This is a genomic window from Massilia sp. NP310, from assembly GCF_019443485.1.
Taxonomy (GTDB): Bacteria; Pseudomonadota; Gammaproteobacteria; order Burkholderiales; family Burkholderiaceae_D; genus Telluria; species Telluria timonae.
Genome location: NZ_CP080379.1, coordinates 1,201,410 through 1,217,946, shown reverse-complemented (window position 1 = coordinate 1,217,946; position 16,537 = coordinate 1,201,410). Strand labels below are relative to the sequence as shown.

Genomic DNA, 16,537 nt, shown 5'->3' with positions numbered 1-16,537 from the left:
ATAACGGGTTTTGATGCAATCTCCGCTGGATTTCTTCGCCAGGGCGGCGCGCTCGTCGCCGTCCGCCGCCGCCGCCAACGTCGAGTTCGCGGCCGGCCACAAGAACATGCTGCAGCTGATCGAGCTGCGCTGGATCGCCGTCATCGGCCAGATCACCACCATCGCCTCGGCGATCCTGATCTTCCGCATCGAGCTGCCGCTGGTGCACATGCTGCAGGTGCTGGCCTGCCTGATCGCCTTCAACGTCGCCAGCCACCTGCGCTGGCACGAGCGGCGCCCGGTGTCGAACGGCGAGATGTTCCTGGCGATCCTGGTCGACGTCTCCAGCCTCACCGTGCTGCTGTACCTGTCGGGCGGCACCACCAATCCGTTCGCCTTCCTCTACCTGCTGCAGGTGATCGTCTCGGCCGTGCTGCTCGACGTGCTGTGGACCTGGAGCATCGTGCTGGTCACGATCGCCTGCATGGCAGGCCTGGCCATCTACGCCCAGCCGCTCGCGCTGCCGTTCGACCATGCGCGCGGCATCGGCAGCCTGTATGTGCAGGGCCTGCTGGTGTGCTTCGCGCTCAACGCCGCGCTGCTGGTGATGTTCATCTCGCGCATCTCGGACAATGTGCGCGACAAGGCGACCCAGCTGGCCGCGCTGCGCCAGCGCGCGGCCGAGGAGGAACATATCGTGCGCATGGGCCTGCTCGCCAGCGGCGCCGCCCACGAGCTGGGCACGCCGCTGTCGACGGTCTCGGTGATCCTGGGCGACTGGAAGCGCATGCCGGCCTTCCGCGACGACCCCGAACTGCTCGAAGAGCTGACCGAGATGCAGACCCAGCTCAAGCGCTGCAAGGCCATCGTCAGCGGCATCCTGCTGTCGGCCGGCGAGGCGCGCGGCGAGTCGGCCGAACGCACCACGGTCAGCCGCTTCCTCGACGAGCTGGCCGAAGGGTGGGAGGCCAGCCGTCACGTGCGCACCTTCATCTACAATAACCGGATCGCCGAAGACCTGCCGGTGGCGAGCGACTCGGCGCTGCGCCAGACGGTCGACAACCTGCTCGACAACGCACTCGAGGCCTCGCCCGACTGGGTCTATATGGACGCCCACATCGACGAGCGCACGCTGGTGCTGACCGTGTTCGACCGCGGCCCGGGCTTCGCGCCCAGCATGCTGGCCCACTTCGGCAAGCCGTATCACTCGACCAAGGGCAAGCCCGGCGGCGGGCTGGGGCTGTTCCTGGCGGTGAACGTCGTGCGCAAGCTCGGCGGCACGGTCACGGCGCGCAACCGGCGCCACGACGAAGGCGGCGGGGCCGAGGTGTCCGTGCGCCTGCCCCTGGCCGCGATCGAACTAGAGGAAACAGACGATGCAGAATCCTGAGCCGCTGCTGCTCATCATCGAAGACGACGAAGCCTTCGCCCGCACCCTGAGCCGCTCCTTCGAGCGGCGCGGCTACCGCGTGCTGGGCGCCACGGGCCACGACGAGGCGCAAGCCCTGCTGGCCCACCACAACCCCGGCTACGCCGTGGTCGACCTGAAACTCAAGGGCAATACCTCGGGCCTGGCCTGCGTGCAGCTGCTGCACGAGCACGACCCGGACATGCTGATCGTGGTGCTGACGGGCTTCGCCAGCATCGCCACCGCGGTCGAGGCGATCAAGCTGGGCGCCGTGCAATACCTGGCCAAGCCGTCCGACGCCGACGACATCGAAGCCGCTTTCGGCCACGTGGCCGGCAGCACCGACGTCGAGGTCACCAATCGCTCGACCTCGATCAAGACGCTGGAGTGGGAGCGCATTCACGCGGTGCTGGCCGAGACCGATTTCAATATCTCGGAGGCGGCGCGGCGCCTGGGCATGCACCGACGCACGCTGGCGCGCAAGCTCGAAAAGCAGCGGGTCAAGTAGGTGCGTACCCCCATGGCCATGCTGGGCCTGGTGCTCGCCCTGGGCGGCTGTGGCCGCAGCGATACCGCAGCCGATGCAAGCGTGGCTGCCGCCGGCGCGCCGTCACCGGCCCGGATCGAGGCCGGACGCAAACTGTTCGCGCGCTGCGCCGGCTGCCACCAGGTCGGGCCGAACGCGGTCAATATCTTCGGTCCGCAACTCAATGGCGTACTGGGCCGCGAGGCGGGCGGCGTGGCCGGCTATGCTTATTCGCCGGCGCTGAAGGCGTCGACGCTGGTGTGGGACGAACGCAACCTGGCCGCGTTCATTCGCGATTCGGAGGCGGTGGTGCCCGGCAACAAGATGCGCTTCATGAACTTCATGAGCGAACAACAGGCAAGCGACATCGTCGCCTACCTGGCCACGCAGGGCAGTCGCGAGGGCCGCTAGCCCAGCTTGCTGAGCGCGAACGCGGCGAGAAAGCCGGCGGCCACGATCAGGCCGGCGAAGTCATGGGTCTCGTCGAACGCTTCGGGAATCATGGTGTCGACCACCATTGCCAGCACGCCGCCGGCGGCCACGGCGGTGGTCGCGGCCAGCATTTCGGGCGGAAAGCGGTGAAACACCGTGTAGCCGAGCAGGGACGCCAGCCCCGACGCCACCGCGATGCCGGTCCAGACACCATAGATATGGGCCGCCGAGCGGCCCGCATGGCGCATGCCGGATGCGCTCGACAGGCCTTCCGGCAGGTTGGACAGGAACACCGCCGCGACCACCGCCACGCTGACGCCTTTGCCGCCCAGCAGCGACAAGCCGATCACGATCGATTCCGGGATGCCGTCGAGCAGGGCGCCGACGGCGAGGGCGGCGCCGCTGCCTTCCTGCCGCGCGACCGTCAGGCGCGCCGCCGAGCGTTTGCGATGGCGTGCGCCTTTTCGCGCCAGCCACCAGTTCGCGGCGGTGTAGAACAGGGCGCCGAGCAGGAAGCCGCCCGCGGTGGAAGCGAAACCGCCGGTCTCGATCGCCTCGTCCATCAATTCGAACGACAGGGCCGAGATCAGCACGCCGCTGCCGAAGGCCATGACGGCCGCGACCAGCCGTTGCGGCACCTTGAAACGCACGCCGATGAAGGCGCCCAGGAGCAGGGCGGCGCCCGCCAGCAATCCCCAGCATCCTGCCTGTAGCCACCCCGGCAATGTCTCCAAAGCACCTCCAAATATTTCATCCATGATAATATTTTCGCGCACATATGGTGCGCACGAACGACTGAACAAAGGGATTCCCACCTTGACCGGCGGGTAGGGTCGCCTATCGCCTGTCTGTACATTCGCACAAATAGGGTTGCCACGATTATATTTTTCGTGCAGTATAGCTGTGTGGCAACCGGTAGCGTCCGGATGCCCGATCAGCGATGAGGCGGCTCAACCCGTTTCTTTTCGCCCCCCGCGTCCGTCGGGGGGCATTTTTCGATACGCGGCGCAGCGTTCCCACATCTGCCGCGTCTGGCGCTCCCCGCGCCGAATCGGACCATCGTGCCTGCGCGGCTCCCTGCCGCCGGTTGGCGCGTCCCACCGGAGGATTGGATGAGCGAGCTGCTTTCACTCACGCATGCGCTGGCCTGGCCGCTGGCGCTGACGCTGGCCTGGATGACGGGCGAACTGCTGTACCGCTGGGCCAACGTGCCGCGTATTTCCATCTATGGCTTGTGCGGCTTCGTGTTCGGCAACCTGTCGAGCGGCTATCTGCCCCCGGCCCAGGCCGACAATTTCATGATGCTGGCCAACCTCGGTTTCGGCCTGATGCTGTTCGAGCTCGGCTACCGCATCAACCTGCGCTGGCTGCGCACCAATCCCTGGCTGCTGCTCACCTCGGTGCTGGAAGCCGGCCTGACCTGGGCCGCGGTGTATTACGTCTCGCGCATCTGCGGCCTCGCCGTGCTGCCGGCCTGCCTGCTGGCGGCCCTGGCCATGGCCAGCTCGCCGGCCGGCCTGCTGCGCATCGTCAACGAGCAGGGCGGCGGGGGCCAGGTGACCGAGCGCGCCATGCACCTGACCGCGCTGAACTGCGTGCTGGCCGTGTTCGTGTTCAACGTGACGGTGGGCTTCGGCGTGTTCCAGACCTCGGGCGACGTGGTCCACGCCAGCTGGACCGGCCTGGTGGTGCTGGCGGCATCCAGTGGCCTGGGCGCGGCGCTGGGCTGGCTGCTGCCGCTGTGGCAGCGCGTGGCCGGCCACGTGCGCAGCAATTCGACCCTGACGTTCGCGGTGTTCGTGTTCCTGCTGGTGGCGATCACCCATGTGCTGAAACTGTCGCCGGTGCTGGCGGCGCTGACCTTCGGCCTGGTGGCGCGCCACCGCCGCGTCACCCTGAGCCCGGCCCAGCGCAATTTCGGCGCCCTGGGCGACCTGCTCACCGTGCTGCTGTTCTTCTTTGTCGCCACCACCATCGCCTGGCAGCCGACCGCCGAAGGCCTGATGCTGGGCCTGTTGCTGCTGCTGGTGCGCGCGCTGGTGAAAGTGGCGGTCTGCACCGCCACCGCGCGGGTGTCGGGCATTTCGGCGCGCAAGGGCGCGCTGACCGGGGTGGCGATCATGCCGCTGACGGTGTTCGCCATCATCCTGATCGAGCAGACCCGGCGCTCGGGCGTCGACCTGTTCGACACCCTGGCGCCGCTGGCGCCGCTGGCCGCAATGGCCATGATTCTCGAGGTGCTGGCGCCGATCCTGACCCAGATCGCGCTGACCGGCGCGCGCGAGTCGGGCTTTGCCAAATCTAAGAATGTCGTGAAGGAGGACAAGGATGCCGCTGCCTGAATTTGCGCGCTCGGAACCGCTGACCATGGGCGTCGAGCTGGAGTTGCAGCTCGTCGGCCTGTCGGATTTCGACCTGGCCCCGGCCTCGCCGGACATGCTCGACCTGCTGGCGCGCGCGCCTTTCCCGGGCGCCGTCACGCCCGAGATCACCGAGAGCATGATCGAGATTAACAGCAGCATCCACACCGGCTACGCGCCGCTGGTGGACGAGCTGCGCCTGATCCGCGACACCCTGCTGCGCGCGGGCGACCGCCTGAACGTGGGCGTGTGCGGCGGCGGCACCCATCCGTTCCAGCAATGGACCGAGCGCCGCATCTACGAAAAGCCGCGTTTTCGCGAAGTGTCGGCGCTGTACGGCTACCTGGCCAAGCAGTTCACCGTGTTCGGCCAGCACGTGCACATCGGTTGCGGCAGCGGCGACAACGCCCTGTTCCTGCTGCACGCGCTGAACCGCTACATCCCGCACTTCATCGCGCTGTCGGCCTCGTCGCCCTTCCTGCAGGGCAGCGACACCCAGTTCCACTCCTCGCGCCTGAATTCGGTGTTCGCCTTCCCGCTGTCGGGCCGCGCGCCATTCCTGCTGAAGTGGGAGGACTTCGAGCGCGATTACTTCAAGCGCATGGAAGACACCGGCATCGTGCGCAGCATGAAGGACTTCTACTGGGACCTGCGCCCCAAGCCGGAATACGGCACCATCGAGCTGCGCGTCTGCGACACCCCGCTCACGGTCGAGCATGCCGCGGCCCTGGCGGCCTACCTGCAAGCCCTGTGCAGCTACCTGCTGGCGGGTGACGAAGCGCCGCCGCGCGAGGACGATTACCTGGTCTACAACTACAACCGCTTCCAGGCCTGCCGCTTCGGGCTGGACGGCAATATCGTGCTGCCGCAGGAGCACCAGCAAGTTAGCCTGCGCGACGATATCCTGGCCACCCTGGCGCGCATTGCCGCGCATGCCGAGCAGCTCGGCTCCAGCGCCGCGCTGGCCCATCTGGCCCGGGTGACGAAGGCGGTCGGCGACGCCGAACAGCTGCGCATCGTGCATGAGCACGAGGGCAGCGTGGAAGCGATGGTCAATCTGGCGCTAGGGAAATTCCGCGGCGAGGTGTAGACGCTAGGATTGGCTCAGCGGGATCTTGCCCGCCGCCTCATCCGCATCCAGGCGGGCGATGAGGGTCGCCAGGTCCTGTTCCAGGCGCAATAGGGTCGCTTCATCCAGCGTCGCCAGCGCGCTCGGCAGCACACCGGCCGCCGGGCCGGGGACGCGGCGCAGCACTTCCTGACCGGCCGGCAAGATGCGCAGCGCGACGTTGCGCCGGTCCGCGCCTTCGCGCGCCGCCGCCACATAGCCGCGCTCGACCAGGCCGCGCACCAGGTTGCTGGCGGTCGACTGGTGGATGTCCATCGCGCGCCCCAGGCTGGTGGCGCCGATGCCCGGCTGGCTCTCGATCACCGACAGCGCCCAGACCTGGGCCCCGCCCAGGCCGGCGTCGCGCTCGAGCTGGCGAAAATGCGTCTTGACGGCATTGAAGACGATACGAAACTGACGCAGCACGCGCTGCGGCGGGGCGTCGCTGGGTGCGGGCAGGGATTCTGGATGGGGTTCGTGCGGCATGGGCGAGATGATAATGCAACAGGCCGCATAGCGGGGCCGGCCGCACCGTTTTTTTGGGTCCGGGATTCACCCTAAACCGCTGTTCTGCGCTAGCATCGATTCATGCGCAACGCATCCGCCAGCCCTGGTGTTCCGGAACGCGGCCTGTCTCGGGCCGCGATAGGCACCTGCCTGCTCGGCCTGGTGCTCACGTCGCTGCTGTGCGGCACCGTGCGCAAGATGGAATACGACCGTGCCCATGCCGAATTCGACCAGCGCGCCGTGGTGCGGGTCGCGGCCGTCACCCGCGCCTTCGCCGAGGCCACCGACGCCGCGCGCGCCGTCAACCTGTTCTTCCGCGCCTCGACCGAGATCACGCGCGCCGAGTTCGACGCCTTCGCCCAGCCGCTGGTGGCGCGCCACGGCTACCTGCAGGCGCTGGTGTTCCAGCGCTTCGTCAGCCATGGCGAGCGGGCCGCCTTCGAGGCCGAGCGGCGCGCGTTCTGGCCCGGCTTCGAGATCCGCGAACGCCTCAAGACCGGCGCGTCCGTTCTGGTTCGGGCAAGCATGCGCTGGCGCTACCTGGTGAACGACTACGTGGCGCCGATCGTCGGCAATGAGGTCATCTTCGGCTACGACACCTGGTCCAACGCGCCGCAACGGGTGTATACCCAACGTGCGATCGACACCGGCGAGCCGGCCGCCAGCCCCATCGTCGACTTGCTGCAGGGCGGCGGCACCCGCCACGGGATCCTGATCCTCCTGCCGGTTTACCGGCCCGGCACCCAGCCTTTGGCGCCGCCGGAGCGGCGCGCGGCCGTGGTCGGCACCACCGAGGTGGTGATCGACGTCGCCCAGCTGGTGGGCGGCACCCTGGAATCGGTGCGCCTGCTGGACGACGACAATTTCGCGCTGTCGCTGCGCGGTCCCGACGCCCTCGGCAACCTGGTCACCGCCTACCAGCACGGCAGCCTGGCCACTCCGGAGGGTTGGTGGGAGCGCCTGCTGGACGGCATGAGCCTGCGCCACGTGGAAGAGTTCGAGATCGCCGGCAGTCCATGGCAGGTGGTGGTCGAGGAACAACCGCTGGCGCTGGGCAACCACATGGCCGAGCTGGTGGCCATGGTGCTGGGGCTGATCCTGAGTTTCGCCGCCGCCGGCCTGGTGCAGCAGCGGGTGGCGCGTACGCGCCGCATCGAGGCCCTGGTCGAGCAGCGCACCGCGGCGCTCGAGCGCGCGACCGGCTCGCTGCGGCTGTACGAGCGCGCGATGGAGGCCAGCGCCAATCCGATCCTGCTGGTCGACGCACAACAGCCGGGCTACCCGATCGAATACGCCAACCCGGCCTGCGAGCGCACCTTCGGCTATCCGGCGCGCGAACTGGCCGGCCAGCCCCTCAAGCTGCTCGCCGGCCTGGACGCCGACCAGCCGTCAGTGGAAGAACTGCGGCGCGCGCTGCATCAGCAGCGCGAGGAACACGCGCTGATCACGGCCCACACCCGCGACGGGGTGGAGCTGATCAGCGACGTCTACGTGGCGCCGGTGCGCCGCGCCGACGGCCAGGCCGGGCATTTCGTGGTCACCGTCTACGACGTCACCACCGCCAAGCGCTACGAAGCCGAGCTCGAACGCCATGCCCACTACGACACGCTCACCGGCCTCGCCAACCGGTCCTTGCTGTCCGACCGCATCGAGCGCGCCACGGCCAACGCCGGCGGCATGCCGGTATGGACCGTGCTGCTCGACTTCGACCACTTCAAGCTGATCAACGACACCCTCGGCCGGCGCGCCGGCGACGAGGCGCTGCGCATGCTCGCGGCGCGCATCAAGGGCGCGCTGCGGCCGGTGGACACCGCGGCCCGGGTCGGCGGCGACGACTTCGTGCTGGTGCTGGTCGGCGTGGCCGACGAGCGCCAGGCCGCGGTCCGCATCCAGCAGGTGCGCGAGGCGGTGGGCGAACCGATCCACCTGGCCGGCCAGCGCCTGGTGCTCAGCTGCAGCGCCGGCGTGGCGGCGTTCCCGGTCGACGGGCTGGACGCCGACACCCTGGTCAAGCACGCCGAGATCGCGATGTACCGCGCCAAGGCCATCGGCCGCAACGGCGTGCAGTTCTACGCGCCGCACATGAACGCCCAGGCCTTCGACCGCCTGGCCCTGGAGAGCGCGCTGCGCCATGCGCTGCAGGAAGACCAGTTCGAGCTGCATTTCCAGCCGCAGGTCGACCTGGCCACCGGCTGCGTGGTCGGCAACGAGGCGCTGATCCGCTGGCGCCATCCGCTGCTGGGCACGGTGCGCCCCGACCGCTTCATCGCCCTGGCCGAAGAGACCGGCCTGATCGTGCCGATCGGCGCCTGGGTGCTGCGCACCGCCTGCCGCCAGAACCGGCGCTGGCAGCGCGCCGGCCTGGGGCCGCTGCGCATCGCGGTCAACCTGTCGGCGCGCCAGTTCGCCGAGCCGGACCTGGTCGACACCGTGGCCCAGGTGCTGGTCGAGACCGGGCTGGCGCCGGCTTCGCTCGAGATCGAGCTGACCGAAAGCATGATGATGGCCGACGCCGACGCCGCCATCCGCACCATGGAATGCCTCAAGCGCATGGGCGTCAAGCTGTCCATCGACGATTTCGGCACCGGCTATTCGAGCCTGCAATACCTCAAGCGCCTGCCGGTGGACGTGCTCAAGATCGACCGCTCCTTCGTGCAGGACATCGTGGGCAACCCGGACGGCGCGGCCCTGGTCGACGCCATCATCTCGCTGGCGCACGGCCTGCGCATGCAGGTGATCGCCGAAGGGGTGGAGACGATCGAGCAGCTCGACTACCTGCGCGGCTGCGGCTGCGACGAGGTCCAGGGCCACGTCTACAGCCGGCCGCAGCCGGCCACGCGGGTCGAGGCGCTGCTGCGCGCGGGGAGGGTGGAGCCGGCTGCCAGCACCGCCTAGGCCGCTCGCGTCAGCGCGCGTCCCGTGCCGTCGCGGCGGTCGCGGTCAGCTATACTTGCCCACATTGTTACCTTGATCAGGGCAGGAATAGCGAGTGGACCAGAAACAGAACAACGAGAACACGGAAACCGCGGACAGCGCGCCCACCGTGCAACAACGCATCAAGCAAGTCTCGCGGCGCCTCGCCCGGCGCCTGCTGGCCGGCGCCTCGACCCGGGCCGGCGCCCTCAAGAGCGGCGCCCATGCGCGCCTGCACGGCCGGCCGCTGCCGGTCAAACTGGCGCTGATCTCGCTCTGGAGCCTGGCCGCCGGCCTGATGGCGATCCTGGCCTGGCTCCTGATCCTGATCCCGTTCACCCCCGGCATCGACGACCTGGAACAGGTCAGCCGCTCGCGCCCGACCGTGATCCTGGACGCCGGCGGGCGGCCGCTCGGCACCTTCGAGAAAGGCCTGCAGGAACGCGTCAGGCTGTCGCAGGTGTCGCCGCACGTGGTCGAGGCGCTGATCTCGACCGAGGACCACCGCTTCTACCAGCACCACGGCGTCGACTTCAAGCGCGTGGCCGGCGCGCTGTGGGCCAGCCTCAAGGGCGACCCGCAGGGCGGCTCGACCATCACCCAGCAGCTGGCGCGCAATATGTTCCCGCAAGAGATCGGCCGCGCGCGCAGCGTGAACCGCAAGATGAAGGAACTGATCACCGCGATCAAGATCGAGAACACCTACAGCAAGACCCAGATCCTCGAAGCCTACCTGAACACCGTGCCTTTCCTGTACAACGCCTACGGCATCGAGATGGCGGCGCGCACCTATTTCGGCAAGCCGGCTTCCCGGCTCGACGTGCTGGAGTCGGCGACCCTGGTCGGCATGCTCAAGGGCACCCATTACTACAATCCGGTGGCCAATCCCGAGCGCTCGCTGGCGCGCCGCAACGTGGTGCTGGGCCAGATGCGCAAGCATGGCGCCTTCGACGACAAGCGCTACGCGCAACTGGTCAAGCGCCCATTGCGCCTGCGCTTCGCGCGCCTGCCCGACCGCAGCGGCAAGGACGACCATTTCACCCATCACGTGCGCAAGTGGCTGCTCGACTGGGCCGACGAGAACGACTACAACCTGCAGCTGGACGGCCTGGTGGTGCGCACCACGCTCGACCCGGAACTGCAGGCGGCGGCCGAGCGCGCGGTGCGGCGCCAGGCCGACATCCTGCAGGCGATCGCCGACGTCGAATGGGCCAACCCCAACGTGCCGCGTTCGACCGCCACCGCCACCTATACCGCGATCCGCCCGAACATCGCCCCGTTCTCCTACTACTGGATCACCAATGCGCGCGTGCTGGACGCTTTCGTGCGCGAGAGCGGCGCCTACCGCAACGCGGTCGAGGAGGGCGAGGAACCGGCCGCCGCGCTCAAGCGCCTGAAGGCCGATCGCGGCTTCATGAACGAACTCAAGAGCGCCAAGTCGCGCCTGGAAGCCGGCTTCGTCGCGGTCGACCCGGCCAGCGGCGAGGTCAAGGCCTGGGTCGGCAGCCGCGACTTCGAGCGCGACCAGTACGACCACGTGGCCCAGGCCGCACGCCAGCCGGGATCGACCTTCAAGCCCTTCGTCTACGGCGCGGCGCTCGAGCGCGGCATCCCGCCCGACCAGGCCTACCGCGACGTGGTGCTCGAATTCAAGGGCGACGACGGCAGCGTATGGAAACCCACCGACATGGACGGCAACAGCGGCCGCTCGATGCCGATGCGCGACGGCCTGGTGTTCTCGAAGAACACGATCACGGCCCAGGTGAGCCAGGATGTGGGCATCGGGCCGATCGTGCGCCTGGCCCAGGGCCTGGGCATCCGCCAGAGCCGGCTGGAGGCGGTGCCCTCGCTGGCTCTGGGCACCAGCCCGGTCACCCTGCTCGAGATGGTGAGCAGCTACGCCACCATCGCGGCCCTGGGCGAGTACCGCACGCCGATTTTCGTGCGCGCCATCGAGGACCGCGAAGGGAATGTGATCGCCGATTTCGGCGTCGGCCAGCCAGAGCGCGCGATGTCGCGCGAGTCGGCCGAAGCGCTGATCGACATGCTGCGCGGCGTCGTCACCCGCGGCACCGGCAACGGGGTGCGCAGCCGCTTCGGCATTCGCGGCGACCTGGCGGCCAAGACCGGCACCAGCCAGAACAACCAGGACGGCTGGTTCATCATGATGCACCCGAACCTGGTGGCCGGGGCCTGGGTCGGCTTCAACGACAACCGCGTCACTATCCGCAGCAGCTATTGGGGGCAGGGCGGCCACAATGCGGCGCTGGTGGTGGGCGACTTCTTCCGCGGCGCGTTCGATGCCGGCAGCCTGGACGCCCAGGCCACGCTGCCCGGCTGGCGCGCGCCGGAGCCGCGCCGCTACGTGGAGGAAGAAGAGCCCGAGGAAATCTATCTCGACGAGGCGGTGGAGGTGGCGCCGGAAGGCGGCCCCGAAGAGATCGAGATTCCCCTTCCGCTAGAGCCCAGCGAGGTCATCGAGCCGCTCGAGGCCGCGCCTATCGCGCCGCCGACCTCGGCGCCGGTCCCGGTGCCGCTTCCGCCGGAGCTGTAGCCGAGGCCGGAGCGGCGATCAGGGCCGGATCGGCCTTCAGCAGCGGATAGGGGTTGATGGCGCCGCCGGTGTCGTACACGCCGTAGTGCAGGTGCGGCGGCGTGCCCTTGGCGTTGCCCGTATCGCCGACATAGCCCAGCACCCGGCCGGCCTCGATGCGCATGCCGGGTTCGACGTCCGAATAACCATCCAGGTGGGCGTAATAGTGGCGCTGGCCGCCGGGTCCCAGCACCCAGACCACCAGGCCGCCGAGGCGGTTGGTGCCCACCCGGGTCACGATGCCCTCGGTGCTGGACACGACCGGCGTGCCGCGCCGGGCGAAGATGTCGATCCCTTCGTGCTTGCGGCCCTCGCTGCGCGCGCCGCCCCAGGTGTCGCGCAGCGCGCGTGGACGCACGCCCTCGACCGGCACCGGCAGCGCCTGGGGCTTGGGCATGGCCGCCAGGCGCATGGTGTACAGGGCGCGCTCGATGTAGGGCTCCAGCAGGCCATACGCCAGCACCAGAAAGACGGCGAGGAACAGGGTACGCAGGAGAGTGGCCATCGAGCGCCCGTCTACAGGATCGGCGTGCCGCCAGTCACGGCGATGCGCGCCCCCGAGATATAGCTCGCTTCATCGGACGCCAGCATCACGAACACCGGCGCCACCTCCTTGGGCTGGCCGGCGCGCTTCATCGGCACCTGGCTGCCGAAGTTCTCGACCTGGTCGGGCGGCATGGTCGACGGGATCAAGGGCGTCCAGATCGGGCCCGGCGCCACCGAGTTGACGCGGATGCCCTTGTCCGCCAGCAGCTGGGCCAGGCCGGCGCTGAAGTTCGCGATCGCGCCCTTGGTGGTGGCGTACGGCAGCAGGGTGGGCTTGGGATTGTCCGAGTTGATCGAGGTGGTGTTGATGATCGAGGAGCCGGGCGACATGTGCTTCACCGCGGCCTTGCAAAGGTGGAACATCGCGGTGATGTTCACCTTGAAGGTGTAGTCCCACTCGTCGTCGGGGATTTCGTCGAGCGAGTCGTGCGACATCTGGAAGGCGGCGTTGTTGACCAGCACGTCGATGCGGCCGAACTCGGCCACCGCCTTGTCGATGATGGCGCGGCAATGCGCGGGGGCGGCGATGTCACCCGGCACCAGGATCGCGCGGCGACCGGCTTCCTCGACCAGGCGCGCCGTTTCCTTCGCGTCGTCGTGCTCGTCGAGGTAAGAGATCAGGACATCGGCGCCTTCGCGCGCGAAGGCCAGCGCAACCGCGCGGCCGATGCCGCTGTCCCCGCCGGTGATCACGGTGGCCTTGTCCTGCAGGCGGCCGGAACCGCGGTAGCTCGTTTCGCCGTGGTCGGCCTGCGGGGTCAGCTCGGCTTCATGGCCGGGCGGTTGCTGCTGTTGCTTCGGAATATCCATCGTGTGCTCCATGTCTGGGTGCAAAGGGTAGGGAAATGAACGGGCAATAGAGAGCGCGGACCGGCCGGCGGCTGGTCCGCGCGATCGAACGGGAAGCGGTTCAGCGGCCGAGGTGTTCGCGCACCGCGCTGGCGCTCACGCCGACCTGGTCGACGGCGCGCTGCAGTTCCTCGCGGGTCACGCCCAGCGCGTCGGTCCAGTAACGCACCTCGTGCTCTTCGTGCATATTGATGCGGGAACGGTCCTGCTGACCGCGTTTGTTCAAGTCATCCGACATGATGTGCTCCTGATAAGACGATGAGTCACAGGGTGACAGCCTCGGGAGCCAGGTTCCGTTAGGTGCCACACGCTAGAGGGAGATCGGGCAGGCAAGAGCGCGGCCTGGCGCGCCGGCATGCCAGGCGGCGCGTTTTGAGGTACGCTTGCGGTATTCGAATAGCAATAAACCAGGAGACTCCATGGCTGCCCCCTACGCTAGCAACCAACCCGAACGCAGCGCCATCGACGCCACCCAGGGCCTGGTCGCCCTCGACTTCGGCGCCAACTGGTGCGGCTATTGCCGCGCCGCCGAGCCGCTGATCGACCAGGCGCTGGGCGACTATCCGGCCGCCCGCCACATCAGGGTCGAGGACGGTCCCGGCCGCCCGCTGGGCCGCTCGTTCCGCATCAAGCTGTGGCCGACGGTGGTGGTGCTCAAGGATGGCCAGGAAGTCGCGCGCGTGGTGCGTCCGGTCGACGCCGACGCGGTGCGCCAGGCCCTGGCCCAGGCGGGTGCATGAGCGAAGCGACGCTGGAAAGCCAAGCTGCGGGCAACAAACCCCGCACCGTCCTGTTTGCAAGCCTGATCGGCACCACGATCGAGTTCTACGATTTCTACATCTATGCCACCGCCGCGGTGCTGGTGTTTCCGCGCCTGTTCTTCCCGGCCGCCGACCCGGGCGCGGCGGTGCTGCAGTCGCTGGCGACCTTCGCCATCGCCTTCTTCGCGCGGCCGGTCGGCTCGGCCGTGTTCGGCCACTTCGGCGACCGCATCGGGCGCAAGGCGACCCTGGTCGCGGCCCTGCTCACGATGGGCCTGTCGACCATCCTGATCGGCCTCTTGCCCACCTATGCCCAGATCGGCGTGGCGGCGCCGCTGCTGCTGGCGCTGTGCCGCTTCGGCCAGGGCCTGGGCCTGGGCGGCGAGTGGGGCGGGGCGGTGCTGCTCGCCACCGAGAACGCGCCGCCGGGCAAGCGCGCCTGGTACGGCATGTTCCCGCAGCTGGGCGCGCCGATCGGCTTCTTCCTGTCGGGCGGCGTATTCCTGCTGCTGGGCGAGCTGATGAGCGACGAAGCCTTCTTCGCCTGGGGCTGGCGGATTCCCTTCCTGGCCAGCGCCCTGCTGGTGGCGGTGGGCCTGTACATCCGCCTGAAGATCACCGAAACGCCTGACTTTCAAAAGGTGCTCGATCAGAAGGCGCGGGTCAAGGTGCCGATGGTGGCGGTGCTGCGCGACCACCGCCGCGCGCTGCTGCTCGGCACCCTGACCGCCTTGTCGACCTTCGTCATCTTCTACCTGATGACGGTGTTCGCGCTGAGCTGGGGCACCGCGCAGCTGGGCTACACGCGCCAGGAATTCCTGGTGCTGCAGCTGTTCGCGGTGGTGTTCTTCGCGCTCACGATTCCGCCGTCGGCGCTGCTGGCCGACCGCCGCGGACGGCGCAGCGCGATGATGCTGGTGAGCGCCGCGATCGCCGTGTTCGGCCTGCTGTACGGGCCGCTGTTCGGCGCCGGCGGCTGGGTCGCGGTGACCCTGTTCATGGTCCTCGGCATGTGCCTGGTCGGCTTCACCTATGGCCCGCTCGGCACCTTGCTGGCCGAGATGTTCCCGCCCGAGGTGCGTTACACCGGCGCCTCGCTCACCTTCAACTTCGCCGGCATCCTCGGCGCCTCGGTGGCGCCCTATATCGCCCTGTGGCTGGCCACGAACCACGGGCTGGAATACGTCGGCTATTATCTGAGCGGCGCGGCGCTCATCAGCCTGGTCGCCCTGGCGCTGGCCAGGGACCTGGCGCCGTCGCCCGCCAGGTGAGCGGGCGCAGCTTCGGACGCCTCGCGGCGCGTGCTCCCGCGGCCGACGACGAGGCCTTCCTCGAGGCGCTCTACCTCGACTCCCGTCCCGACCTCGGCGCGCTGCCGGTCCCGCGTGGCGTCATCGAGGGCATCGCGCGCCACCAGCGCGCCATGCAGGTCGACGATTATGCGCGGCGCTTTGCCGCGCTCGAGACCTGGCTGGTGACCGAAGAGGAGCGCCCGGTGGCGCGCATCGTGCTGGCCGAAGAGGCCGGCGCGCTGCGCGTGGTGGACCTGTCGGTGGCGCCGGCCGCGCGGCGCAAGGGCATTGCCCGGTGTATCCTGCGCGCGCTGCAGGAGGAACACGCGCGCGTCACGCTGCGTGTGCGCAGCGGTAACCTGGCCGCACGCCGGCTGTACGAGGCGCTGGGCTTCACGCTCCTGCACGCCGACGACGCCGCCATGGAACTCGAGTGGCGCAGGTGGGGTATCGCTTAGAACGAATAGACCATCGTCAGCGAGGTTTGGGTATCGGTGTTCTTCTTGTCTTCCGGGACGTCGCTGTCGTTGCGCACGCTGAAGCCGGCCTTCATCTGCATGCTGCCGTTGATCTTGGTGCTGAGCGACGTTTCGGCCACCGAGTGGGTGTTGCCGGTGCCTTTCTCGACGCTGACGGTCTGGGCGAAGAAGGCCGATGGGCTGACCTGCCAGCGGAACTGGGCCGCGCTGCGCACCGTCATGCCGCGTTCTTCTTCCTCGTTGTCGCGCTTGCCGACCGAGTAACCCGGACCGATCTCGACGTCGAGCGTCTTGTCGGGCGCCGTGTACCAGCGCGAGCCGTAACCGATGCCGACCGTCGAATACTTGCGATAGGCGCCGAACCGGTCGTCGGTGTGGGTGGCCAGCACGAAGGCGCGGCGGCCGTCGCCCAGCAGCTTGAGCGAGGCCTTGGCCGAGGTGGCCCAGCGCTGCGCCGAGCGGCTCTTCACGGGCTCGCCGAACTCGTCCTCGTACTCGTCTTCCTTGAAGTAGCCGCTGGCGATGAATTCATGGCTCCAGCGCGCGGTCTCGTGACGGGCGTCGATCTTGCCCGTGACCGAGGTGCCGTTGGTATTGCCCGAGGTCGTGATCGCGCCGAGTTCGGCGGAGGTGAACCAGCCGCCGTCGGGAATCGCCGGCATCGCAACGGTGAGCGGCGCATGGACGTCGCCGACTTGCGGAAGGTCCGGAGCGGCGAGCGCCACACCGGGGAGGCCGGCCAGGGCCAGCGCCAGGATCGAAAATGGTTTCATCAGCATCTAAG

Annotated in this window: 16 protein-coding genes; 10 read left to right on the top strand and 6 right to left on the bottom strand. The window is 68.6% G+C overall.

The window, feature by feature from the left end; genetic code table 11:
* Positions 1-13 precede the first annotated feature (13 nt).
* The 3 genes from KY496_RS05460 to KY496_RS05450 are packed head-to-tail and all read left to right on the top strand — an operon-like array spanning position 14 to position 2,324.
* Positions 14-1,369 carry an ATP-binding protein gene (locus KY496_RS05460; RefSeq protein WP_005670761.1) on the top strand — a complete coding sequence of 452 codons (1,356 nt, stop codon included), beginning with the start codon at positions 14-16 and terminating at the stop codon, positions 1,367-1,369.
* The gene (locus KY496_RS05455) at positions 1,356-1,895 is read left to right on the top strand and encodes a response regulator transcription factor (protein ID WP_005670764.1); all 540 of its coding nucleotides are present in this window, start codon (positions 1,356-1,358) and stop codon (positions 1,893-1,895) included. Before KY496_RS05460 ends, KY496_RS05455 begins: the two co-directional genes overlap by 14 nt.
* The gene (locus KY496_RS05450; protein ID WP_229520433.1) at positions 1,896-2,324 is read left to right on the top strand and encodes a cytochrome c family protein; all 429 of its coding nucleotides are present in this window, start codon (positions 1,896-1,898) and stop codon (positions 2,322-2,324) included.
* On the opposite strand, the gene KY496_RS05445 is transcribed toward KY496_RS05450, so the two are convergent.
* Positions 2,321-3,037: a ZIP family metal transporter gene (locus KY496_RS05445; protein ID WP_229409926.1), complete on the bottom strand. Its 717-nt coding sequence runs from the start codon at positions 3,035-3,037 to the stop codon at positions 2,321-2,323. The two genes, KY496_RS05450 and KY496_RS05445, sit on opposite strands and share 4 nt — an antisense overlap.
* A 420-nt stretch (positions 3,038-3,457) precedes the next feature.
* Between KY496_RS05445 and KY496_RS05440 the strand changes: the two genes are divergently transcribed.
* Both KY496_RS05440 and KY496_RS05435 read left to right on the top strand, forming a co-directional pair.
* Positions 3,458-4,687 carry a cation:proton antiporter gene (locus KY496_RS05440; protein ID WP_005670768.1) on the top strand — a complete coding sequence of 410 codons (1,230 nt, stop codon included), beginning with the start codon at positions 3,458-3,460 and terminating at the stop codon, positions 4,685-4,687.
* A complete protein-coding gene (locus KY496_RS05435) occupies positions 4,674-5,795 on the top strand; it encodes a YbdK family carboxylate-amine ligase (protein WP_005670770.1) in 1,122 nt (373 codons plus the stop codon). The genes KY496_RS05440 and KY496_RS05435 overlap by 14 nt, the downstream gene beginning before the upstream one ends.
* Before the next feature lie 3 nt (positions 5,796-5,798).
* Here the strand turns inward: KY496_RS05435 and KY496_RS05430 are convergent, their stop codons facing one another.
* Positions 5,799-6,299: a MarR family winged helix-turn-helix transcriptional regulator gene (locus KY496_RS05430; RefSeq protein ID WP_005670771.1), complete on the bottom strand. Its 501-nt coding sequence runs from the start codon at positions 6,297-6,299 to the stop codon at positions 5,799-5,801.
* A gap of 102 nt (positions 6,300-6,401) precedes the next feature.
* Between KY496_RS05430 and KY496_RS05425 the strand changes: the two genes are divergently transcribed.
* A complete protein-coding gene (locus KY496_RS05425; RefSeq protein WP_219864148.1) occupies positions 6,402-9,215 on the top strand; it encodes an EAL domain-containing protein in 2,814 nt (937 codons plus the stop codon).
* A 94-nt stretch (positions 9,216-9,309) separates the two neighbouring features.
* The gene (locus KY496_RS05420; RefSeq protein WP_005670774.1) at positions 9,310-11,787 is read left to right on the top strand and encodes a penicillin-binding protein 1A; all 2,478 of its coding nucleotides are present in this window, start codon (positions 9,310-9,312) and stop codon (positions 11,785-11,787) included.
* On the opposite strand, the gene KY496_RS05415 is transcribed toward KY496_RS05420, so the two are convergent.
* The 3 genes from KY496_RS05415 to KY496_RS05405 form a co-directional block, all read right to left on the bottom strand.
* Positions 11,732-12,331 carry a M23 family metallopeptidase gene (locus KY496_RS05415; protein WP_184236133.1) on the bottom strand — a complete coding sequence of 200 codons (600 nt, stop codon included), beginning with the start codon at positions 12,329-12,331 and terminating at the stop codon, positions 11,732-11,734. The two genes, KY496_RS05420 and KY496_RS05415, sit on opposite strands and share 56 nt — an antisense overlap.
* An 11-nt stretch (positions 12,332-12,342) precedes the next feature.
* The gene (locus KY496_RS05410; RefSeq protein WP_219864147.1) at positions 12,343-13,182 is read right to left on the bottom strand and encodes a glucose 1-dehydrogenase; all 840 of its coding nucleotides are present in this window, start codon (positions 13,180-13,182) and stop codon (positions 12,343-12,345) included.
* Positions 13,183-13,282: 100 nt separating this feature from the next.
* Entirely contained in the window at positions 13,283-13,459 is a 177-nt protein-coding gene (locus KY496_RS05405; RefSeq protein ID WP_005670779.1) for a DUF3606 domain-containing protein, read from the bottom strand.
* Positions 13,460-13,640: 181 nt separating this feature from the next.
* On the opposite strand from KY496_RS05405, the gene KY496_RS05400 reads away from it, so the two are divergent.
* From KY496_RS05400 to KY496_RS05390, 3 genes are read left to right on the top strand one after another with little or no spacing between them, the layout of a single operon-like run.
* The gene (locus KY496_RS05400) at positions 13,641-13,961 is read left to right on the top strand and encodes a thioredoxin family protein (protein ID WP_005670781.1); all 321 of its coding nucleotides are present in this window, start codon (positions 13,641-13,643) and stop codon (positions 13,959-13,961) included.
* Complete coding sequence (locus tag KY496_RS05395) at positions 13,958-15,253, top strand: MFS transporter (RefSeq protein WP_005670783.1); 1,296 nt, start codon at positions 13,958-13,960, stop codon at positions 15,251-15,253. Before KY496_RS05400 ends, KY496_RS05395 begins: the two co-directional genes overlap by 4 nt.
* The gene (locus KY496_RS05390) at positions 15,250-15,732 is read left to right on the top strand and encodes a GNAT family N-acetyltransferase (protein WP_219864146.1); all 483 of its coding nucleotides are present in this window, start codon (positions 15,250-15,252) and stop codon (positions 15,730-15,732) included. The genes KY496_RS05395 and KY496_RS05390 overlap by 4 nt, the downstream gene beginning before the upstream one ends.
* On the opposite strand, the gene KY496_RS05385 is transcribed toward KY496_RS05390, so the two are convergent.
* Positions 15,729-16,532 (bottom strand): YdiY family protein, encoded by an 804-nt coding sequence (locus tag KY496_RS05385; protein WP_005670787.1) that lies wholly within the window; start codon positions 16,530-16,532, stop codon positions 15,729-15,731. The two genes, KY496_RS05390 and KY496_RS05385, sit on opposite strands and share 4 nt — an antisense overlap.
* Positions 16,533-16,537 lie beyond the last annotated feature (5 nt).

Coding starts and splice junctions, on each gene's coding strand:
- KY496_RS05385 (WP_005670787.1), bottom strand. CDS start 16,532: ATGCTGATGAAACCATTTTCGATCCTGGCGCTGGCCCTGGCCGGCCTC.
- KY496_RS05430 (WP_005670771.1), bottom strand. CDS start 6,299: ATGCCGCACGAACCCCATCCAGAATCCCTGCCCGCACCCAGCGACGCC.
- KY496_RS05460 (WP_005670761.1), top strand. CDS start 14: ATGCAATCTCCGCTGGATTTCTTCGCCAGGGCGGCGCGCTCGTCGCCG.
- KY496_RS05435 (WP_005670770.1), top strand. CDS start 4,674: ATGCCGCTGCCTGAATTTGCGCGCTCGGAACCGCTGACCATGGGCGTC.
- KY496_RS05440 (WP_005670768.1), top strand. CDS start 3,458: ATGAGCGAGCTGCTTTCACTCACGCATGCGCTGGCCTGGCCGCTGGCG.
- KY496_RS05405 (WP_005670779.1), bottom strand. CDS start 13,459: ATGTCGGATGACTTGAACAAACGCGGTCAGCAGGACCGTTCCCGCATC.
- KY496_RS05395 (WP_005670783.1), top strand. CDS start 13,958: ATGAGCGAAGCGACGCTGGAAAGCCAAGCTGCGGGCAACAAACCCCGC.
- KY496_RS05400 (WP_005670781.1), top strand. CDS start 13,641: ATGGCTGCCCCCTACGCTAGCAACCAACCCGAACGCAGCGCCATCGAC.
- KY496_RS05455 (WP_005670764.1), top strand. CDS start 1,356: ATGCAGAATCCTGAGCCGCTGCTGCTCATCATCGAAGACGACGAAGCC.
- KY496_RS05425 (WP_219864148.1), top strand. CDS start 6,402: ATGCGCAACGCATCCGCCAGCCCTGGTGTTCCGGAACGCGGCCTGTCT.
- KY496_RS05410 (WP_219864147.1), bottom strand. CDS start 13,182: ATGGATATTCCGAAGCAACAGCAGCAACCGCCCGGCCATGAAGCCGAG.
- KY496_RS05415 (WP_184236133.1), bottom strand. CDS start 12,331: ATGGCCACTCTCCTGCGTACCCTGTTCCTCGCCGTCTTTCTGGTGCTG.